Source organism: uncultured Cardiobacterium sp., assembly GCF_938028825.1.
Lineage (GTDB): Bacteria > Pseudomonadota > Gammaproteobacteria > Cardiobacteriales > Cardiobacteriaceae > Cardiobacterium.
Window position 1 is genome coordinate 67914 of record NZ_CALIZP010000063.1, and the last position, 18976, is coordinate 86889.

An 18976-nucleotide genomic window follows, 5' to 3' on the forward strand; every position below is an offset into this window, starting at 1 on the left:
TGCGTGATTCAAATGGTCGTCCTATCCTAACTACCCCTCCCCGCAATAGGTATCTACCCGTCTCGCAGCGAGAAGTATAGATGCCTATGCATGTTTGCCATGATTTGCCCCGAAGCCGCATAGGAATTTCCGTATGCAACGAAAAACAAGAACAACACAACGATAAAATCTTGGCAAGACTTTACATCTGCTTGACCGCAATGCTACCGTTCCGCCATCGTCAACTGCTTCACAAGGAGGCAACATGACCCGGCTACGACGGCAGCGGTCATCCACGATGACCCGGCAACCAAGCACCATCACACACAGCGGCGCTGTGGGCGGTGGTGCTTTGTTGTATCCGCGCAGTGAAGGAGAGACAGGATGATCACCATCTACGACATCATGCAATTCATCTATTGGAGTTACTGGGGCGGGATGCTGGTGCTGCTTGCCATCATCATCTTTGCCATCTGCAAGCTCATCCCTGCGGGTGGTTACCGGTTTGTCGCCATCTTCTGTGCCTGCATCGCAACCCCGACATTTTTTATCCTGCCGCTCTTTGAAGAAGATGAAAAAGTCAAAGAAGAACAAACCGCCTACGAAACACGCTACGCAAAAGCGCGCGCTATTTTTGACGAGCGCTGTAAAACCGCCGGCGAGAAAATTTACCACACGGCGGAAAACGTTGAAGGCATCACATTGCTGAATGTGGTTCCAGAATCATCTGATCTTGACTTCTTCGATCCCATGTGGGAAAGAGCCGCTTTAGCATGGGAATCATCTGAAATGGACTATATAAAAGATTACTTAATGTGGGAAGTGAAGGAAAAAGGCTCAGACAAACGGGGGAGACTGTTCATCTATGATACGCGCCCCGGCAGGCACACAGCGGAAAAGCGCTATTGGGGACATGCCTTTGATCTTGCCCCGGATGAAGAAATCTTTTCCGGCTATCGCTATGTGGATGTGAAGCAGCCCTATGGCCGTTATCGCAGATATTGGTATCCGGACGATGCGGTGCGTGAAGACCCAAGGGTTATATTGAGAAGTCCCGTAAAAGGGAAACCATCGCGTTACGCGGTGGAATACGTTCCCATTATTGACCTCAAGGATAGGGAAGAATGGATAGCAGGTGCGACCATCAATATTTACGACATGGAAACGGATGTGCTTATGGCAAGCAAAACATGGTATGCCTTTGAAACAGGATTCGGCCTTGGTGGACAACGTATGCCTTGGCTGGAAGCAATATCTTGCCCTGATAGAAAGGGGCATGATATACGTTTTTTTGTTGACCAAGTTATCAAACCCAAACAAGGAGATTAGGAAATGTCAGAAGAAAAACAAGCCAAAGTACCCGGTGCTGCCGTATTACTGGAAATGGCCAATGTACAAATTGCGGCAGAAGCCTTTAATAGTTAAAGCGTCCAAAACAGTAACAACAAGAAGAAGTAAGGCAGGCTTCTGCCCGCTATTAACCCTATTTCGGCGGGTCGTGTCATTATTTTTTCGGCGATTCGGCTACCGGTTTTCCACCGGCGGCTGCTATGTCGCCGTGTGCAGTACTGCTTCCGCCCACGCCAAATAAGCGGCGCCGGCGGCATCGGCATGCACGCAGACAATCTGCGGGCAATCATAGGGATGCTGCGCCAGGAGCAGCGCCTCCACCGCCGCATAGCGGTGCCGCGCCGTCTTGATCACCAGCCGCACCTCATCATCGCGGCACAGCTCGCCCTGCCACCAATAGCGGCTTTCTATTGTTTCAAACTGCACGCAGGCGGCAAGGTGCGCCGTCAAGAGGGCATCCGCCAGCCGTTCGGCCTCATCGCGCGTGGCAACCGTCGTCAGCACCAGACACAGTTCGGTATTCATGGCAAACCTCACGGGGTAACAAAAAAACGCGGCTATTGTCATACAATAAACATTCTCAACAACACCGGAGACGATAACATGCTGAAAAGACGACAATTCATCAGTGCCACAACCGGCGCGCTTGCTGCCCTGTCCCTGCCGTTGCGTGCGCAAACAGCCGACAAGCTCACCCTGTGGGGGCCGCCGGTCACGCCGAGCGTGCTGCTGGCCATCGCCGCGCGTGACGGCAAGGCGAAAGACATCCGCCCGTTTGACGTGCAGGTCTGGCGCAGCCCCGATCAGCTCCGCGCCGGATTGCTCAACGGTGACATTGCCGCGTCCATCGTGCCGAGCTATGTCGCCGCCAACCTCTACAATCAGGGCAAAAAGGTCAAGCTGTTCAACATCATGAGCGAAGGGCTGAACTATATCGCCGCACCGGTCACGGACGGCAAACCGCTGATAACAAGCCTTGCCGACCTCGCCGGGCACAGCGTCGTCATCCCCTTCAAGAACGACATGCCCGACCTGCTTTTGCAAATCCTCTACAAAAAAGCGGGACTCGCATTTGCCAATATTCACTACACCGCAACCCCGCCGGAAGCGCTGGTGATGCTGCTCGGCGGCAAAGTGGACTGCGCCATGCTGCCCGAACCGCTTTTGAGCCTCGCGCAAATCAAGGGCAAGGAAAAAGGCAAAACGTTCGCCCGTGCGCTGGACGTGCAGCAGCTGTGGGGCGAGGCTTTCGCCATCGCGCCGCGTGTGCCTATCGCCGGGCTGCTTTTTACCGATGATTTCATCAGCAAGAACAAAGACTTCATCGCCGTTCTTAATGACGACCTTACCGCCGCCGTTGCCTGGAGCAAGGCGCATCCGCAGGAGACCGCCGAACTCGCGGCGAAATACTTGCCCTTCCCGCAGGATGCGCTCGCCGCCGCCATTCCGTATTCGCGCTTCGCCGCTATCCCCGCCGCGAGTATCGACAGCGAACTGCTCAACTTCTACACCGAATTACACGCACTGAACGCGAAAATCACCGGCGGCAAGGTGCCGGATGCGGGCTTGTTTTACCGCTGAAACGCCGCCGGTCCCATAGCAAGTCAAAACCGCTCAACCGGCAAAGGACTGCGCACACGACAACCCGGAAATGACGCCGCGCAGGCGGCTCTTCCCTCCCGCCGCCTGCCGGCGTCCCGGTATTTGCCCCGCCTGGCGGGAAGCGGGAGGCACCGCCTCGCGGTTGCCCGTGCAAAGCCCCCTTATAATGCGCGCCTTTCTTTTTCCGGGGCTTCCCTATGTGGTATCTGCTGCTTGCGCCGCTTGCCGGCGTGCTTCTCACCTTTGCTTTCGCGCCGTTCCCGCTTGGCTGGGCGGCGCTCGTGCCGCTCACCGCGCTTTGCTACTTGTGGCAGCAGCCGACGCGGCAGCGCCCGCTCCTGTACGGCTGGCTGTTCGCCCTCGGTTTTTTCGCCAGCGGCCTCTATTGGGTCTATATCAGCCTTTATTACTACGGCAGCGCGCCGCTGCCGTTCGCCATCCTCGCCAATGTGCTGCTGGTGCTGTTCATGTCGCTTTACGGTCTCGCCGCCGGCTGGCTGCTGCGCCGTCTCAGCGCGCCGGGCGGCTGGCGGCGGGTGCTGCTGATTCCGCTGCTCTGGGTGGCGGCGGAATTGTTGCGCGCCTATGTCCTGACCGGTTTTCCGTGGCTGTCGGTCGGCTACACGGCGCTGCACACACCGTTGGACGGCCTCGCGCCGCTCGGCGGGGTCTTCGTGCTGTCGCTGCTGTTGATGCTCATCGCCTCGCTCCTGGCGCGCGCCTGCTTGTCGCGTTCGTGGCGGGTGGCGGCGGCGGCGGTTGCCCTTTATGCGGCGGCAAGCGCGACCGGTCTTTTTTCTTTTGTCGCGCCGGTGGGCACGCCGTTTTCCGTCGCGCTGGTGCAGGGCAACATCGAGCAGTCCACCAAATTCGCGCCGGGGATGATGGAGCGGCATTTGCAGGATTACATCGCCCTCGCCATCGACCGCGAGGAGAGCGTGGTGGTGCTGCCGGAGACGGCGTTCACCTTCATGGAGGAGCAGCTGCGCGCGGATCTCGACCAGCTCGACCGCTATTTCAAGGAACGCGGGCAGACGCTGGTCACGGGCATCCCGGCGGGCGACTTATCCAAAGACATTTTCTACAACGCGGTTCTCGCGCTCGGCGACGGCAAAGGGCACTACTACAAGCACCACCTGCTGCCCTTCGGCGAATACATCCCGCTGCGCAACTGGTTGAGCGTCTTCGAGAAATATGTGGATATTCCGTACAGCAACTTCGCGCGCGGCGAAGCGGTGCAGCCGCCGCTTTTCACCGGCCAATACCGCGCCGGGGTGTCGATTTGCTATGAAGCGGCGTTCGGGCGCGACATCCGCCACGCCCTGCCGCAGGCGGATTACCTGATTAACGTCAGCAACGATGCGTGGTTCAAAGATTCCATCGCCGCCGACCAGCATTTGCAGATGAACCAGATGCGCAGCCGCGAAATGGGGCGGGAGATGGCGCGGGCGACCAACGACGGCTACACGGTGCTGCTCGATGCCACGGGACGCATCAAAGCGCGCCTGCCGCGCTTCGAGCGGGCGGTACTCAGCGGCGAAGTGCAGCCATATGCGGGGCTGACGCCCTACGCCCGCCTCGGCAACACGATTATTTTCACCCTGCTCGCGCTGTACGCGGCGGTGCTGTTCCTGATGCGGAAGCGGTTGCAGTAATGAAAAACCCCGCGCAGGCGGGGTTTTTTAACGACCGGCAGGGACGGCGGAACGCGGTGCCGCAGCCGCCGGCATGAAGGTCATCATCCCCAGGCCAATGCCCATATCCTGCGTATGCGCCGTTTCGCAGGCGGTCCATGCGGCCTTTCATGCCGCAGTCCTGTTTATCACCGCTCGGGCGGGATGGCAGCCAGGCGCAGTGGCTGTATCGGCGGGGTGAGGCGGTAGCGGGCGCGGGTTTCGAGGACGTAGGCGACATTGCCGCGTCCGGGGTAAAGGGCGCAGGGTTCACGCCGGCAGGGGGTGGCGAGGTGGTAGGCGGTGAGGTTGCCCGCCGCGTCGTAGTAGCGGATGTCCAGCGGGATCAGGGTGTTTTTCATCCAGAAGGAAACAGGCTGCGGCGGGTCGAAGAGGAAAAGCATCCCTGTTCCCGGCGCCAGCCAGGGGCGGTACATCAGGCCGCGCGCGCGGGCGGCGTCATCGGCGGCAATTTCGGCACGGATGATGGCTTCGCCGTCGTGCAGCCAGACGTGATCGGCATGGGCGGCAAGACTGAGCGTGAGGGCGGTGAGGGAGAGAGATTTCATAGGCGGTCAGGATGGGGCGTTATTGTCGCGCCAGCACGATAAAGGCCGGCACGGTAAAGAGGAGGATGGGCAAGGTGGCGCCGAGCAGCGGCGGCCAGTGGAGCAGCAGGGCAAGGTTGGCGATGACACCGCTTGTGACGTAGTAAGCGACGCCGAGGAGAATACCGATGACGAGACGGGTGCCCTGTTGGCCGCTGCGGTTGCTGCCGAAGGCGAAGGGCAGTGCCAGGAGCACCATTGCCGCTGTGGTCAGCGGGGTGAGCAGGCGTTGCCAGTATTTGAGGCTTTCTTGGCGGTGGTTCAGGCCGTTTGCCGCCATGAAGCGGGTCAGGGTGTGCAGTTCGCGCAGGGTTTCCGCCGAACCGATGGCGGCAAGGCTTTTGAGGTCTGCCGGGGTCGCGCCGTTTTCCCAGCGCGCAGGCGCTGGCAGGGTTTCTGTGTTTTCTGCACTGGTGCGATAGCGACGCGGGTTGTCGTGCTGCCAGTCGGGGGCGACGTAGGTAGCGCGCTCGGCTTCGGTGATGGTGATGTGGTCGGCATCGGCCTGGTAGTAACGCAGGTGTTGCAGGCTGCCGTCGGGGTTCAGGGCGCCGATGTGGATGATGGTGTCGCGCTGTTTGAGCCAGATGCCCTGGGCGGTGGTGGTTTCTGCGCCTTCGCCGAGGGCGAGGTGGTGGATGAGGCGGCTTTTGGCGGCGAGTTGCGGGGCGAGGGTTTCGCCGTTGACGATGTTGAGCACGCCGATGGTGAAGGCGAGCAGCAGTCCGGCGCGGGCGAGACGCAGGCGCGAGATACCCGCTGCACGGACGACGGCGATTTCGTTCTGCGCGGCGAGTTGGCCGAGGCCCATGATGGTGCCGACAAGGACGGCGGCCGGGGTGAAGAGGATGAGTTTTTCCGATAAAACGAGGAGTTGCTGGATGAGGAGGACGCGCAGGGTGTAGTGGCCGCGACCCAGGTCGTCCGCTTCGGCCGAGATTTGGATAATGAGGTCAACGCTGAGGAGGAAGACGAGGGTGATGAGGGTGGTGATGAGGATGGTGCGCAGCAGGTAGCGGTCGAAGCGGGTCAGCATCAGGCTCTCCTTGTGTGGCGGTACCAGGCGATGAGGATGAGGGCGAGGACGGCGCCGTGCAGCCAGTAGCTGCCGGGTAGCGGCGCGAGTTGGTGTTTGCGGATGGCGACGGTCGCGAGGTCAAGCAGGTTGATGTAGAGGGCAAAGCCGATGAAGGCGGGCAGGATTTTCTGATAGCGGCCCTGGCGCGGCTGGCTGCGCGCGAGGAGCGGCAGGCAGAGGGTGTAGATGATGAGAGCGAGCGCGGGGTTGCTGCGCGTCTGCCACTCGCTGAGGTGTTCAGGGCTGGCGCCAAGTTCGCTGGTCGGGACGTTGCGCAAGCGGGTGTTTTCGCCGGGGAGGGCGTTGGCACCGGGCAGGCGCAGGTCGGCGTTGTCGAAGGTGAAGAGGGTGGTGCGGGTGGGATCGTGGTTATCCGTCCAGGCGAGGCGGCGGCCATGTTCAAGGTAGAGGTGGCGTTCTTGTTCGCTGCCGCCGAGTCGGCCGCTGTCGGCAAGGATGATGCTGTGTCCGTCGGGTTCCTGACGGGCGATGAAGAAGTCGCGCAGTTCGCCATTTTCGATGGCGCCGGTGTGGACGATGGTGCCGTCATCGAGGCGGCGGAAGGTGTTGGGGGTGAAGAGGATCATGCCCGCTTCTTGCTGGGCCTGCTGGCGCAAGCCTTCCTGACCGCGATAGACGGCGGGCAGGAGGGCAAGGCTGAGGGCGAGCAGCAGCAGGCAGATGGGCACGGCGCAGAGGAGGAGGGCGCGGGTCTGGTGGTGGGGGGCGATGCCGCAGGCGAGGATGGCGCTGATTTCCTGGTCGCGGTAGAGGCGGCCGAGGGTCATCACGGCGGCGAGGATGAAGGCGATGGGCATGAGGACGACGAGGAAGCGCACCGCTTGCAGGCCGACGAGTTGCCACACGGCGCTGAACGCCATGTTGCCGCCGGCGGCGGCGGCGAGCAGGGTGGAAAGGCGGAAGCTGAGGAGGATGGCGAGGAGGATGAGGTTGGTAGCGAGGAATACGGCGAGGGTTTCGCGGATGAGGTAGCGGTAGAGTATCGGCATGGTGAGCGGGGTTTGTGCTATGCTTCACGCCTCTTTTTGGCGCGTTTTCCGCGCAGTTTAGCCGAATTATCGAGGTTTCCGTTGATGAAATTTTCTTTGAAGGTGTGTGCGCCTGCCGAGTTGGCGGCGGATGTGTTGGCGGTGTCCGTGGCTGCCGATGGTGCGTTTTCTGCCCGCCTCGCCGCACTGGATGCGGTGTCAGGCGGTTTTTTTGCCGCGCAGCGTGATGCGGGTAATTTCCCGCCCAAGGACGGAACGTCGCGTCTGTTTGTAAACGTGCCCAATGTGGCGGCAGCGCGTGTGATCGTGGTGCGTCATGACGGTTCGGATGCGGCGCTGGAACGCGCAACGGCAGCCGTGCAGGCACTGGCAGATGAGTCCGGCTGGGGCAAGGTCGGGTTGCTGCTCGGCGATGGTGCGCACGCAGCGGATGTGATGGCGCGCGCGGCAGCGTACACGGCGTATCGCTTCGATGCGTTCAAGTCGGATGCAGGCAAAGCGCGTAAACATGAATGGTTGTTTGTCTGCGACCGTCTGGAAAAGGCTGAGGTGCAGGCAACGCTGGAACTCGCCCATGCCTGGGCGCTGGGTACCGCGTTTACCCGTGATCTGGTCAACACGCCGCCGAATGTCTGCACCCCGGCATGGCTGGGCGATCAGGCCAAGGCGCTGGCCAAGGCATATGCGCCACTGTCGGCAAAAGTGCTGAAACGTAAGGAGATTGAGGCGCTTGGTATGGGGGCGTTACTCGGTGTGGCACAGGGTAGCGCCAACGAGCCGCGTTTTATCGTCTTTGAATACCGCCCCGCCAATGCGCAGAACGCGCAGCCGTTTGTGCTGGTTGGCAAGGGCGTGACTTTCGACACCGGCGGGATTTCGATCAAGCCGTCGGCGGCCATGGACGAGATGAAAGGCGACATGGGTGGCGCAGCAGCGGTGTTTGGCGCGCTGAAAGCCCTGTGCGAGGCGGAGTTGCCGCTGTATGTGGTCGGCCTGGTTGCCGCTGTCGAAAATATGCCGGACGGCAACGCTATCCGCCCCGGCGACATTCTGACGTCGATGTCCGGCAAGACGGTGGAAGTGCTCAATACCGACGCCGAAGGCCGCCTGATTTTATGCGACGCCCTAACCTATGCCGCGCGTTACAAACCGCAGGCGGTGATTGATATGGCGACCTTGACCGGCGCGATTGTGGTCGCCCTCGGCGGTGTGCGCAGCGGCCTCTTCGCGAACGATGACGCGCTTGCCGATGCGCTCTTTGCCGCTGGCGAAGCCGCGCGCGATTTGGCATGGAAAATGCCGCTTGACCCCGCTTACCGCGACATGCTGAAAAGCCCGTTTGCCGACTTGCCGAACATTTCCGGCTCGCGCGAAGCAGGCGCGGTCACAGCCGCTGCTTTCCTCTCGGCCTTCGTGGATTATCCCTGGGCGCATCTTGATATCGCCGGCAGTGCCTTCAAGGGCAGCACGCCGAAAGGTGGCACCGGTCGCCCCGTCGGCCTACTGCTGGAATTTTTCCGCAACAAGGTCGCTTGATGCTGCCACAAGCTGCCCTGGAACTGCTGGAACGCGGGCTGGACGCACTGCCGTTTGCCGTCTCGCCTGAACAGCGGGCGCAACTCGCGCAATACCTGACCCTGCTTAACCGCTGGAACGCCGTGCATAACCTCACCGCCGTGCGCGACCCGCTGCAACAAGTGCCGCGTCATGTGCTGGATTGCCTCGCCGTCGTTCCCTATCTCGAAGATGCGCACACACTGGCCGACATTGGTTCTGGCGCCGGACTGCCCGCGCTGCTGCTGGCGGTGATGCGGCCGCAGCTTGCCGTGCTGGCGGTCGAAAGCAACGGTAAAAAAGCCGCCTTCATCCGTCAGGCGGCGACAGCATTACAGTTGCCAAATGTGCAGGTCGCTGCCCAGCGGGCAGAAGACTGGCGAGGCGCACCGCAAGACGTCATCATCAGCCGCGCCCTCACCTCGGCAACTGCCTTTGTGCAAATGACCGCGCACTTCGGCGGCGCACACAGCCGCTGGTTACTGATGAAAGGGCGCGAAGCAGAAAACGTCGAGGCCGCAGGCTTCACGCTGCATGCCGCCCATCCGCTGCAAGTGCCCTATCTTGATGCCGAACGGGTACTGCTTGACATCCGGCGGGGGAACGCATGAGCCGCATCATCGCCATCACCAACCAGAAAGGCGGCGTCGGCAAAACCACTACTGCCGTCAGCCTCGCTGCCGTCTTTGCCGAAAGCGGCGCGGACGTGCTGCTGATTGACATGGATCCGCAGGCCAATGCCACCGTCGCCTGCGGCGTAGACCGGCGCGGCGTCGAGCACGGCGTGATGGACGTCATGCTCGGCACACGCGGCGTCGAAGACACCTGCCTCTATTGCGACAACTCGCGCATCTGGCTGATGCCTGCCAACGCCGACCTGACCGGCTCAGACGAAGCGCTCTTCCGCGAAAACATGCGCCACGCCCTGCTGAAAAAACACATCCACGGCTGGGCGGAACGCTTCGACTGGGTGTTCATCGACTGCCCGCCAACCCTGAACCTGCTTACCGTGAACGCGCTCGTTGCCGCGCACTACGTCCTTGTCCCCATCCAGTGCGAATACTTTGCGCTCGAAGGCGTCAGCGCCCTGCTCGACACCGTCGGCCAACTGCGCCAAACCGTCAACCCCGACCTGCGTGTCGCCGGCTTCATCCGCACCATGTATGACAACCGCTCGCGCCTCACCCGCGACGTCTCGGACAGCCTCGAATCCTACCTGAAAGGCCTGATGTTCACGACCGTGGTGCCGCGCAACGTGCGCCTCGCAGAAGCGCCCAGCTACGGCCTGCCCATCGTGCAATACGACACCAATGCCAAAGGCGCCGTCGCCTACCGCGAAATTGCCGCCGAACTCCAACAACGCCTCGGACAATAAGGAAAAACCATGCAAAAACCCAAACGCGGCGGCCTCGGACGCGGCTTCGAATCCCTCTTGGGCGAAGCCGCCCGAGACGTTATCGCCCAGCCCGAATTCGAAGCCCTGAAACAAATTGACGCCGCCAAAATCCGCGCTGGCGTGTACCAGCCGCGCAAAGTCTTCCACGACGCCGCCCTGCAAGAACTTGCCCAATCCATCGCCGAGCACGGTATCCTGCAACCACTCGTTGTGCGTCCCATCAGCGACGGCCAATACGAAATCATCGCCGGCGAACGCCGCTTCCGCGCCAGCCGCATCGCCGGCCTCACCAAAATCCCCTGCGTCGTCAAAAACTACACCGACCAGCAGGCACTCGCCGTCGCCCTAATCGAAAACCTGCAACGCAGCGACCTTAACATCCTGGAAGTTGCCACCGCCCTGCAACAACTCGTGCAGGACTTCAAACTCACCCACGAAAAAGCGGCCGAACTCGTCGGCCGCTCGCGCTCAGCGGTGACCAACATCCTGCGTCTGCTTGAATTGAGCGAACCGGTCAAAGAAGCGCTCTACAACAACGATATCGAAATGGGCCATGCTCGTGCCATGCTGACTTTAGCAGCGCCCCAGCAAAAACGCCTGCTGGCAGAAACCCTGGAACGCGGCTACAGCGTGCGGCAAATCGAGGCACGCGTCCGGCAGTTACAGAAAAACCCGGATGCATCCCCCAGCCCGCCTCCGCGCGATATCAATATTGACACACTGGAAGACCGCCTGAGCGGCTTCCTTGGCTACCCAGTCGCCATCCGCCACAACAACAAAGGGCGCGGCAGCGTGACCCTCAAATACAACAACCTCGACGAACTCGACGGCATCCTCGCCAAATGGGGCTTCAAGCCATCCTGAAATGCCGCCGGACAGGATAATCACGTGCTTTCCCATCGCGCACAGAAAACCACATTCATCAACATCAGAGAATAAAAAAGAAAATTTCGGATATATTACCGAAATATGGAAATCCGTTGACCCTTGTCAGGCAAGCTCTTATAATCCGCGCCCTACCCATGAAGGAAATCCTGAAATATCTGCTGAAAATACAGAGCATTATCTTGACGATTTTGCTGATTTGCATTTTCCTCAGCCCGTGGCGGGCAACAGCAACATCCGCTCTGTTGGGCGGTGTGCTTTGTTTACTGACCACCGCCCAGGCACTGCTGATATTTTGGCGCTTGCCTGAGGTCCTGCCCGCGCAACGCTTCCTGCAAGCCGTCAGGCAGGCAGAAATACGGAAATGGCTGATGGTCGCCGTGCTGGGTGCCGTATTCGTACAATGCGGACAGCCGCTGGCAGTCTTCATGGGCTTCGCCACAACCTACACCGCCGCCTATTTTTGGGCGATTTTGAAAAAATAGAGGAACATATGGCCGGACAAACCGCTGCGGAAATCATCAATCACCATATGACCAACCTGAGCATTGGCGAAGGTTTCTATTCCCTGCATATCGATACCCTCTTCTTTTCCATCCTGCTCGGCGGCCTGTTCTGCTGGTGGATGCACAGGATGGCACTGCGTTCGCTGCAACACGTCGAAAACAACGAAGCACCGTCATTCGGTGCCAACGTCGCCGAAATGATCTTCGAGTTCATCGACGGCACCATCAAGGACTTTTTCGGCAAATCGCGCGCCGACATCGGCTCCCTTGCCTTCACCATTTTCTGCTGGGTACTGCTCTGGAACGTCATGGACATGATGCCGGTTGACCTCCTGCCCGGCGTCGCTGCCCAATTCGGCATCCATCACCTGAAAATCGTCCCATCCACCGATGCCAATGCCACCTTTGCGCTTTCAATCACCGTCATCACCCTGACCTACATTTATCTCTTCAAAAACCACAAGCCGCTCGGCTTCATCAAAGCCTTGGGTGGTCACCCGTTTGAAGCCAAAAGCATTCTCGGCCAACTGGTCCTTTACCCCATCAACCTCGCCCTGAAAATCGTTGAAGACCTTGCCAAAGTCATCTCGCTCTCGCTGCGGCTGTTCGGCAACCTCTTCGCCGGCGAACTGGTCTTCATCCTGATTGCCTTCCTGCCGTGGTTCGTGCAATTTATCCCCGGCGGCGTCTGGATCATCTTCCACATCCTGATTGTGGTGCTGCAAGCCTATGTCGCCATGGTGCTGTCGGTCGTCTATCTGTCAATGACCGAACCGCACCACTGATTCTCGTTTTTTCTTTCACTTAACCAACCTGGAGGTTCCCATGGAAAAACTCGCCGCTATTGCCCAACTGCAAGGCGCAACCGTCATCGCTGCCGCGATCATCCTCAGCCTTGCCGCCTTGGGCACGGCCCTCGGCTTCGGCCTGCTCGGTGGCAAATACATCGAAAGCAGCGCCCGCCAGCCGGAAATGATGAACCCGCTGCAAGTCAAATTCTTCATCATCGCCGGTCTTTTGGATGCCGTTTCCATGATTGGCGTGGTCGTCGCCCTGATCCTGGTCTTCGGTAGCCCGCTGCTGAGTGCGTTGAACGGCTAATCACGGCGAACTGCCGGAAGGTGTCTGCAACATGAATCTCAACCTGACGCTGATTGGCCAGATCGGCACATTCCTCGTCCTGTGGTGGTTTACCCACAAATACATTTGGCCGCTCTTCGCCGAAGCGACGGAAAAACGCCGCCAGAAAATTGCCGAAGGCCTGAGCATGGCGGACAAGGCAAAACACAGCGTGGCAGCCGCCGAAGAAGAAACCGCGCGCCTCATCGCGCAGGCCAAAACACAGGCAACCGAAATCGTTGGACGTGCGCAAAAACAGGCAGAACAACTGGTTGTGGATGCCCGCACCGAAGCCAAAACTGCGGGCGAGCGCGAAATCGCGGCAGTACGCGACAGTTTCGAACAGGAAAAACGCAAAGCGCGCGAAGCCCTGCGCGGGCAGGTCGCCGAACTGGTAATTCAGGGTGCCGAAAAAGTCATTGGCCGTGAAGTCAAAGCCGATGACCACAAACGCCTGCTGCATGAACTGAGCGAGAAACTGTAAATCATGGCCGAGTCAAAAACCGTCGCCCGTCCTTATGCCAAAGCCATCCTCGCCAACGCAGGCGATGACAAGGCGCAACAACAATGGCGGCAATTCCTGCATACGGCCAAAGCCGTCATGCAGGCACCGGAAGTGCCGGAACACCTGGCATTGCCGGGGTTCTTGCCCCAACTGCAAAGCTGGTTGGAACAACTGCTGAAAAAACAGCGCAAACACGGACTTTATGCCGAAGAAAACAACCTGTTGCGCCTCTTGGAAGAACACGACCGCATCGCCGTACTGCCGGAAATAGCCGACGTTTACGACGAACTGTTCTACGCCAAGAGCGATGTCTGTATGGTGCATATCACCACCGCACAAGCACTTTCGCCTGCTGAAGAAAAAACCTTGCAGGCATTGATGCAGAAGAAAACCGGACGCGACGTAGTGCTGGACATTCACGAAGACGCCGCGCTGATAGCCGGGGTGATAATAGAATACGACGGGCTGGTGATTGACCAGACACTGCGGGGCAGAATGGCTGAATTTGCCCAGAAACTCGATGACTAGGGGAAACGAATAATGCAACTTAATCCTGCTGAAATCAGCGGCTTTATCCAGGAAAAAATAGCCGATTACGACAACAAGGTTGAAAGCAAAGCCGAAGGGACGATTATCAGCCTTTACGACGGTGTCGCCCGCGTACAGGGATTGCGCCAAGCAATGTTGGGGGAAATGATTGCCTTCCCCGGCGGTGTGTACGGCCTTGCACTCAACCTTGAACGCGACAGCGTCGGTATCGTTATCCTCGGTGCATACGAACACCTCTCGGAAGGCGACAAAGTTACCTGCACCGGCAGGATTCTCGAAGTTCCGGTAGGTCGCGAACTCTTGGGGCGCGTCGTCAATGCATTGGGTCAGCCGATTGACGGCAAGGGCGACATCAAAACCCGCGAAACCTCGCCCATCGAAAAAATCGCCCCCGGCGTTATCGAGCGACAATCCGTTGAACAACCCCTGCAAACCGGTCTGAAATCCATTGACTCCATGGTGCCGATCGGACGCGGACAGCGCGAGCTGATTATCGGCGACCGCCAGACCGGCAAAACCGCCATCGCTGTTGACGCCATCATCAACCAGCGCAATACCGGCGTGAAATGTATCTACGTTGCCATCGGCCAAAAAGCTTCATCTATCGCTTCCGTCGTGCGTAAACTGGAAGAACACGGTGCACTGCAAAACACCATTATCGTTGCCGCAACCGCGTCCGACTCCGCTGCAATGCAATACATTGCTCCCTATGCCGGCTGCGCGATGGGCGAATACTTCCGTGACCGTGGCGAAGATGCGCTGATCGTCTATGACGATCTGACCAAACAGGCGTGGGCCTACCGGCAACTCTCCCTCCTGCTGAAACGTCCGCCGGGTCGTGAAGCCTATCCGGGCGATGTCTTCTACCTGCACTCCCGCCTGCTCGAACGTGCCGCCCGCATTAATGCCGATGAAGTCGAACGCCTGACCAAGGGTGAAGTCAAAGGCAAAACCGGCTCGCTGACCGCCTTGCCGATTATCGAAACCCAGGCCGGCGACGTATCCGCCTTCGTCCCGACCAACGTCATTTCCATCACCGACGGACAAATCTTCCTCGAAACCGACCTCTTCAATGCCGGTATCCGTCCCGCCATCAATGCCGGTCTTTCCGTGTCCCGCGTCGGTGGCGCCGCACAAACCAAGGTCATCAAAAAACTGGGCGGCGGTGTGCGCCTTGCCCTCGCGCAGTACCGCGAACTGGCAGCATTCGCGCAATTCGCCTCAGACCTTGACGAAGCGACCCGCAAACAGCTTGAACGCGGTCAGCGCGTTACCGAGCTGATGAAACAGAAACAGTTTTCACCGCTCAGCGTCGCCGAAATGGGCGTCTCGCTCTTCGCCGCAGAAAACGGTTTCCTCGATGACATTCCGGTAGAAAAGATTCAGGCCTACGAACAGGCGCTGCTGCAATATATGCACAGCGACCATCAGGAATTGCTGGACAAAGTCAACGAACACGGCGCGTATGACGACGACATCCAGCAGGCATTCGCAGCCGCATTAAGCGCCTTCAAAGACAAAGGCGTCTGGTGAGGAATCCGCCATGTCTAATGCCAAGGACATCCGCTCGCAGATAAAAAGCATCAAAAGCACGCAGAAAATTACCAAGGCCATGCAAATGGTGGCGGCCTCAAAAATGCGGCGTTCGCAGGATGCGATGCTCGAAGGACGCCCTTATGTTGAAAATATCCTGCGCGTCATAGCCCACTTGATGAAAGCCAACAGCGAAGTTGCCCACCCGTTTTTCAACGAAACACGCAACACCATCAAAAAAGTCGGCTATATCGTTGTCAGCACCGATCGCGGCCTCTGCGGTGGCCTGAACATCAACCTGTTCAAAAAGCTGCTGACCCATATAGAAGAATGGCATGACAAGGGCTGCGACATCGAATTCAGCGTGTTTGGCCGCAAAGGCATTGCCTTCATCAACCGCATCAACGGCCACATCATGACCAGTGTTGATGCCTATGGCGACAACCCACCGCTGCGCGAACTGATCGGCGGCATCACCGCCATGATTGATGCCTACCGCGCAGGTGATATTGACCGCGTCTATCTGGTCGGCAACCGCTTCGTCAACACCATGACGCAAGAGCCGCATATCGTCCAGTTTCTGCCGGCCACCGTCTTGGCAGACGACAAATATGCTCCCAATCATGCCTGGACCTACGAATACGAGCCCGATGCCGCACAAATTCTCGACAAACTGGCGGTGCGTTATCTTGAATCCGTCGTCAAACAGGCGGTAGCGGAAAACATTGCCTGCGAAATGTCGGCACGGATGGTCGCCATGAAGAGTGCATCCGACAACGCCGCCAACCTGATTGGCGAGCTGGAACTGCAATACAACAAAGCCCGTCAGGCCGCGATTACGCAGGAACTGACGGAAATCATCGGCGGCGCGGCCGCCGTCTGATACGAACGGATTGAAATAAAAGAGGTGAAGATGAGTACCGGAAAAATCGTACAGGTCATCGGCGCAGTCGTCGATATCGAATTCCCCGAAGACGCAGTGCCGAACATCAACGACGCACTGATCGCAGCCAAAGGCGGCACCGTATTTGAAGTGCAACAACAATTGGGTGATGGCGTCGTGCGCACCATTACTATGGGTTCCTCGGAAGGGCTCACGCGCGGTATGGAAGTCAAAAACACCGGTGGCCCGATCACCGTCCCGGTCGGCAAAGCCACCCTGGGGCGCATCATGAATGTCCTCGGCGAAGCCATTGACCACGGTTCGGCGATTGACGCCGAAGCCCGCTGGGGCATCCACCGCAAAGCCCCCGCTTACGACGAACTGTCCAACTCGACCGAACTGCTGGAAACCGGCATCAAAGTTATTGACCTGCTCTGCCCCTTTGCCAAAGGCGGCAAAGTCGGACTCTTCGGTGGCGCGGGTGTCGGCAAAACCGTCAACATGATGGAACTCATCCGCAATATCGCCATCGAACACAGCGGCTACTCCGTTTTCGCCGGGGTTGGTGAGCGAACCCGTGAAGGCAACGACTTCTACTACGAAATGAAAGAGTCGAACGTTCTTGACAAAGTCTCACTGGTGTACGGACAAATGAACGAACCGGCGGGGAACCGCTTCCGTGTCGCCCTGACCGGACTCACCATCGCCGAGTACTTCCGCGATGAAGGCCGCGACGTTCTCTTCTTCGTGGACAACATCTACCGCTTCACCCTGGCCGGTACCGAAGTATCTGCCCTGCTCGGCCGGATGCCGTCGGCGGTAGGCTACCAGCCGACACTGGCGGAAGAAATGGGCAAACTGCAAGAACGCATCACCTCGACCAAAACCGGCTCCATCACCTCGATCCAGGCCGTGTACGTTCCGGCGGACGACCTCACCGACCCCTCGCCCGCGACCACCTTCGCCCACCTGGATGCCACCGTCGTCCTCTCGCGGCAAATCGCCGAACTCGGCATCTATCCGGCCGTTGACCCGCTGGATTCCACCTCGCGCCAGCTTGATCCGCTCATCATCGGTGACGAACACTACGAAACCGCGCGCCGCGTTCAGGGCGTACTGCAACGCTACAAAGAACTGCGCGACATCATCGCCATCCTCGGTATGGACGAATTATCCGAAGAAGACAAACAAGTCGTCTATCGTGCGCGGAAAATCCAGCGTTTCCTCTCCCAACCCTTCTTCGTCGCCGAAGTTTTCACCGGTTCGGCGGGCAAATACGTCCCGCTCAAAGAAACCATCCGTGGCTTCAAGGGCATCGTGGACGGCGAATACGATCACATCCCGGAACAGGCCTTCTACATGGTCGGTACCATTGACGAAGTGCTGGCCAAAGCCGAGACCGTCAAATAAAACGCACGGGGGAACCGACATGGCGAACACTTTTCACGTCAACATGGTCAGCGCCGACCGCCAGCTATACAGCGGGGAAGCGGAGCGCCTTGTCGCGACCGCCGAACGTGGCGAACTCGGCATCCTCGCCGGTCACGCACCATTCCTGTCTGTCCTCAAAGCGGGGCAAGTACGCCTGACCCTGCCGGACGGCAAAGAAGAAGTCATCTACATCTCCGGCGGCTTTATCGAAGTCCAGCAAGGGCAAACCATCATCCTCGCTGACGATGCCGAGCGCGCCGAACAACTTGACGAAGAACGCGTCCGCGAAGCGCGCCGTCGCGCCGAAGAAAAAATGCGCGACAAAGCCAGCAGCAAACTCGAACTGGCGCGTGCGCAAGCCGAACTGGCACAAACCATGGCACAACTCGCTGCCATCCGTCGTGCAAAAAACTAGACAGACTTCCACCATCCTTACGGTGCTTGCTCTACTTGTCGACGGGCAGCACCGTTATAGTCGTTTCAAATAGAAATGATACGGTATTGGCTCGCCTTGCCATACTATCTGTACTGTCTTCGGCTCGCTGCCTTGTCTCATTCCTATTTGAAACGACTTTACTCACAGTAAAGACGATCCTCCCTCTGCCGTGATAGCACAAGAACGCGCGGCAATTCTCGCGACAACCACCGCCTGCACGAAATCACGCCGACCCTGTACCGCAGCGAACAACCGAATGACAGCGACACCACCCTGCTGCAAGCGCTGAACATCCGCACCATCATCAATCTGCGCTGCTTTGACCGCGACGACGATCAATCAACACCCCGCCCATACCGGCATCCACATCATCAATATCCCGCTGCTCACCTGGAATATCGAAGCAGAAAAAATGGCGCAAGTGCTGTACGCCATCAAGCGAAGTGATAATCCCGGTAGCGTGCCGATGCATTGCTACCACGGCGAAGACCGCACCGGTCTGACCATCGGCCTCTACCAGAACCGGAACACCGCCGACACGGAAGCGGAAACGCACCACTACGGCACAACTGCATCTGGCGCAGCATCCCCCACTTCTACAAAGCAAAGAAAATTGCCGCCGTGCATCGCACCCCGGAAGCACTACGCCGTAGCGGCGAAACCTCCTGGATCTGGTGATGCCAAAACTAAAAATAATCTGCCGCAGGGCAGGCTTCAGTCCGCCGTAACCATGCTAATGGCGGGCTGAAGCCCGCCCTACGAACTCTATTTTATAGTTGTTTCCTTTGTGCACGGCCTTCGTACACGACAAAAAAATGAAACCCGCTGAAAGATATAGCAAAGTGCAAGTTTTACGAAGACGCACACCATGCCAAACTT

At 58.8% G+C, this 18976-nt stretch carries 21 protein-coding genes; 17 read left to right on the forward strand and 4 right to left on the reverse strand.

All coding sequences use genetic code 11. The annotated features are described in order from the left end of the window. Nucleotides 1-363: 363 nt before the first annotated feature. Nucleotides 364-1308, forward strand: coding sequence for a hypothetical protein (locus tag Q0562_RS09695; protein ID WP_298643863.1), 945 nt, complete (start codon nt 364-366; stop codon nt 1306-1308). Between the two features lie 219 nt (nt 1309-1527). Here the strand turns inward: Q0562_RS09695 and cutA are convergent, their stop codons facing one another. Beyond that, the gene (gene cutA / locus Q0562_RS09700; protein WP_298643866.1) at nt 1528-1854 is read right to left on the reverse strand and encodes a divalent-cation tolerance protein CutA; all 327 of its coding nucleotides are present in this window, start codon (nt 1852-1854) and stop codon (nt 1528-1530) included. 78 nt (nt 1855-1932) lie between these two features. Here cutA and Q0562_RS09705 point away from each other — a divergent pair, with 78 nt between their 5' ends. After that, a complete protein-coding gene (locus Q0562_RS09705) occupies nt 1933-2910 on the forward strand; it encodes an ABC transporter substrate-binding protein (RefSeq protein ID WP_298643868.1) in 978 nt (325 codons plus the stop codon). A 218-nt stretch (nt 2911-3128) separates the two neighbouring features. Further along, nucleotides 3129-4586 carry an apolipoprotein N-acyltransferase gene (gene lnt / locus Q0562_RS09710; RefSeq protein WP_298643870.1) on the forward strand — a complete coding sequence of 486 codons (1458 nt, stop codon included), beginning with the start codon at nt 3129-3131 and terminating at the stop codon, nt 4584-4586. A gap of 167 nt (nt 4587-4753) precedes the next feature. Here lnt and Q0562_RS09715 read toward each other — a convergent pair whose 3' ends face one another. From Q0562_RS09715 to lptF, 3 genes are read right to left on the reverse strand one after another with little or no spacing between them, the layout of a single operon-like run. Next, entirely contained in the window at nt 4754-5173 is a 420-nt protein-coding gene (locus Q0562_RS09715) for a DUF192 domain-containing protein (RefSeq protein ID WP_298643872.1), read from the reverse strand. A 19-nt stretch (nt 5174-5192) separates the two neighbouring features. Continuing rightward, nucleotides 5193-6248: an LPS export ABC transporter permease LptG gene (lptG, locus tag Q0562_RS09720; protein WP_298643874.1), complete on the reverse strand. Its 1056-nt coding sequence runs from the start codon at nt 6246-6248 to the stop codon at nt 5193-5195. Continuing rightward, nucleotides 6248-7300 carry an LPS export ABC transporter permease LptF gene (gene lptF, locus Q0562_RS09725; RefSeq protein WP_298643875.1) on the reverse strand — a complete coding sequence of 351 codons (1053 nt, stop codon included), beginning with the start codon at nt 7298-7300 and terminating at the stop codon, nt 6248-6250. The genes lptG and lptF overlap by 1 nt, the downstream gene beginning before the upstream one ends. Before the next feature lie 84 nt (nt 7301-7384). On the opposite strand from lptF, the gene Q0562_RS09730 reads away from it, so the two are divergent. The 14 genes from Q0562_RS09730 (at nt 7385) to Q0562_RS09795 (ending at nt 18845) form a co-directional block, all read left to right on the forward strand. Beyond that, complete coding sequence (locus Q0562_RS09730; protein ID WP_298643877.1) at nt 7385-8836, forward strand: leucyl aminopeptidase; 1452 nt, start codon at nt 7385-7387, stop codon at nt 8834-8836. Continuing rightward, nucleotides 8836-9465 (forward strand): 16S rRNA (guanine(527)-N(7))-methyltransferase RsmG, encoded by a 630-nt coding sequence (gene rsmG, locus Q0562_RS09735; protein ID WP_298643879.1) that lies wholly within the window; start codon nt 8836-8838, stop codon nt 9463-9465. The genes Q0562_RS09730 and rsmG overlap by 1 nt, the downstream gene beginning before the upstream one ends. Then, nucleotides 9462-10229: a ParA family protein gene (locus Q0562_RS09740; RefSeq protein WP_298643881.1), complete on the forward strand. Its 768-nt coding sequence runs from the start codon at nt 9462-9464 to the stop codon at nt 10227-10229. Before rsmG ends, Q0562_RS09740 begins: the two co-directional genes overlap by 4 nt. 9 nt (nt 10230-10238) lie before the next feature. After that, on the forward strand, nt 10239-11114 hold the full coding sequence (locus Q0562_RS09745) for a ParB/RepB/Spo0J family partition protein (RefSeq protein ID WP_298643882.1): 876 nt from the start codon (nt 10239-10241) through the stop codon (nt 11112-11114). 158 nt (nt 11115-11272) lie between these two features. Beyond that, on the forward strand, nt 11273-11620 hold the full coding sequence (locus Q0562_RS09750; RefSeq protein WP_298643884.1) for an adenosylcobinamide-GDP ribazoletransferase: 348 nt from the start codon (nt 11273-11275) through the stop codon (nt 11618-11620). 8 nt (nt 11621-11628) lie between these two features. Beyond that, entirely contained in the window at nt 11629-12426 is a 798-nt protein-coding gene (locus tag Q0562_RS09755; RefSeq protein WP_366144754.1) for a FoF1 ATP synthase subunit a, read from the forward strand. A gap of 40 nt (nt 12427-12466) precedes the next feature. Further along, nucleotides 12467-12742, forward strand: coding sequence for a F0F1 ATP synthase subunit C (gene atpE, locus Q0562_RS09760; RefSeq protein WP_366144755.1), 276 nt, complete (start codon nt 12467-12469; stop codon nt 12740-12742). Nucleotides 12743-12773: 31 nt separating this feature from the next. Further along, nucleotides 12774-13244, forward strand: a complete 471-nt coding sequence (locus tag Q0562_RS09765) for a F0F1 ATP synthase subunit B (RefSeq protein ID WP_298643889.1) — start codon at nt 12774-12776, stop codon at nt 13242-13244. A gap of 3 nt (nt 13245-13247) precedes the next feature. Continuing rightward, nucleotides 13248-13793, forward strand: a complete 546-nt coding sequence (locus Q0562_RS09770; RefSeq protein WP_298643891.1) for a F0F1 ATP synthase subunit delta — start codon at nt 13248-13250, stop codon at nt 13791-13793. Between the two features lie 12 nt (nt 13794-13805). Further along, the gene (gene atpA, locus Q0562_RS09775) at nt 13806-15347 is read left to right on the forward strand and encodes a F0F1 ATP synthase subunit alpha (protein ID WP_366144757.1); all 1542 of its coding nucleotides are present in this window, start codon (nt 13806-13808) and stop codon (nt 15345-15347) included. Nucleotides 15348-15357: 10 nt separating this feature from the next. After that, nucleotides 15358-16230: a F0F1 ATP synthase subunit gamma gene (gene atpG, locus Q0562_RS09780; protein ID WP_298643893.1), complete on the forward strand. Its 873-nt coding sequence runs from the start codon at nt 15358-15360 to the stop codon at nt 16228-16230. Nucleotides 16231-16260: 30 nt separating this feature from the next. Further along, the gene (gene atpD, locus Q0562_RS09785; protein WP_298643896.1) at nt 16261-17640 is read left to right on the forward strand and encodes a F0F1 ATP synthase subunit beta; all 1380 of its coding nucleotides are present in this window, start codon (nt 16261-16263) and stop codon (nt 17638-17640) included. 19 nt (nt 17641-17659) lie between these two features. Beyond that, nucleotides 17660-18076, forward strand: coding sequence for a F0F1 ATP synthase subunit epsilon (locus Q0562_RS09790; RefSeq protein WP_298643897.1), 417 nt, complete (start codon nt 17660-17662; stop codon nt 18074-18076). A gap of 340 nt (nt 18077-18416) precedes the next feature. Further along, the gene (locus tag Q0562_RS09795) at nt 18417-18845 is read left to right on the forward strand and encodes a hypothetical protein (protein WP_298643899.1); all 429 of its coding nucleotides are present in this window, start codon (nt 18417-18419) and stop codon (nt 18843-18845) included. Nucleotides 18846-18976 lie beyond the last annotated feature (131 nt).

Excerpts from the sequence above, each read along its gene's own strand:
- rsmG (WP_298643879.1), top strand. The coding sequence starts at position 8,836 with ATGCTGCCACAAGCTGCCCTGGAACTGCTGGAACGCGGGCTGGACGCA.
- lptF (WP_298643875.1), bottom strand. The coding sequence starts at position 7,300 with ATGCCGATACTCTACCGCTACCTCATCCGCGAAACCCTCGCCGTATTC.
- Q0562_RS09715 (WP_298643872.1), bottom strand. The coding sequence starts at position 5,173 with ATGAAATCTCTCTCCCTCACCGCCCTCACGCTCAGTCTTGCCGCCCAT.
- Q0562_RS09705 (WP_298643868.1), top strand. The coding sequence starts at position 1,933 with ATGCTGAAAAGACGACAATTCATCAGTGCCACAACCGGCGCGCTTGCT.
- atpG (WP_298643893.1), top strand. The coding sequence starts at position 15,358 with ATGTCTAATGCCAAGGACATCCGCTCGCAGATAAAAAGCATCAAAAGC.
- lptG (WP_298643874.1), bottom strand. The coding sequence starts at position 6,248 with ATGCTGACCCGCTTCGACCGCTACCTGCTGCGCACCATCCTCATCACC.
- Q0562_RS09770 (WP_298643891.1), top strand. The coding sequence starts at position 13,248 with ATGGCCGAGTCAAAAACCGTCGCCCGTCCTTATGCCAAAGCCATCCTC.
- Q0562_RS09695 (WP_298643863.1), top strand. The coding sequence starts at position 364 with ATGATCACCATCTACGACATCATGCAATTCATCTATTGGAGTTACTGG.
- atpA (WP_366144757.1), top strand. The coding sequence starts at position 13,806 with ATGCAACTTAATCCTGCTGAAATCAGCGGCTTTATCCAGGAAAAAATA.
- Q0562_RS09750 (WP_298643884.1), top strand. The coding sequence starts at position 11,273 with ATGAAGGAAATCCTGAAATATCTGCTGAAAATACAGAGCATTATCTTG.
- Q0562_RS09790 (WP_298643897.1), top strand. The coding sequence starts at position 17,660 with ATGGCGAACACTTTTCACGTCAACATGGTCAGCGCCGACCGCCAGCTA.
- Q0562_RS09765 (WP_298643889.1), top strand. The coding sequence starts at position 12,774 with ATGAATCTCAACCTGACGCTGATTGGCCAGATCGGCACATTCCTCGTC.
- Q0562_RS09755 (WP_366144754.1), top strand. The coding sequence starts at position 11,629 with ATGGCCGGACAAACCGCTGCGGAAATCATCAATCACCATATGACCAAC.
- atpD (WP_298643896.1), top strand. The coding sequence starts at position 16,261 with ATGAGTACCGGAAAAATCGTACAGGTCATCGGCGCAGTCGTCGATATC.
- Q0562_RS09730 (WP_298643877.1), top strand. The coding sequence starts at position 7,385 with ATGAAATTTTCTTTGAAGGTGTGTGCGCCTGCCGAGTTGGCGGCGGAT.
- Q0562_RS09740 (WP_298643881.1), top strand. The coding sequence starts at position 9,462 with ATGAGCCGCATCATCGCCATCACCAACCAGAAAGGCGGCGTCGGCAAA.
- atpE (WP_366144755.1), top strand. The coding sequence starts at position 12,467 with ATGGAAAAACTCGCCGCTATTGCCCAACTGCAAGGCGCAACCGTCATC.
- cutA (WP_298643866.1), bottom strand. The coding sequence starts at position 1,854 with ATGAATACCGAACTGTGTCTGGTGCTGACGACGGTTGCCACGCGCGAT.
- Q0562_RS09745 (WP_298643882.1), top strand. The coding sequence starts at position 10,239 with ATGCAAAAACCCAAACGCGGCGGCCTCGGACGCGGCTTCGAATCCCTC.
- lnt (WP_298643870.1), top strand. The coding sequence starts at position 3,129 with ATGTGGTATCTGCTGCTTGCGCCGCTTGCCGGCGTGCTTCTCACCTTT.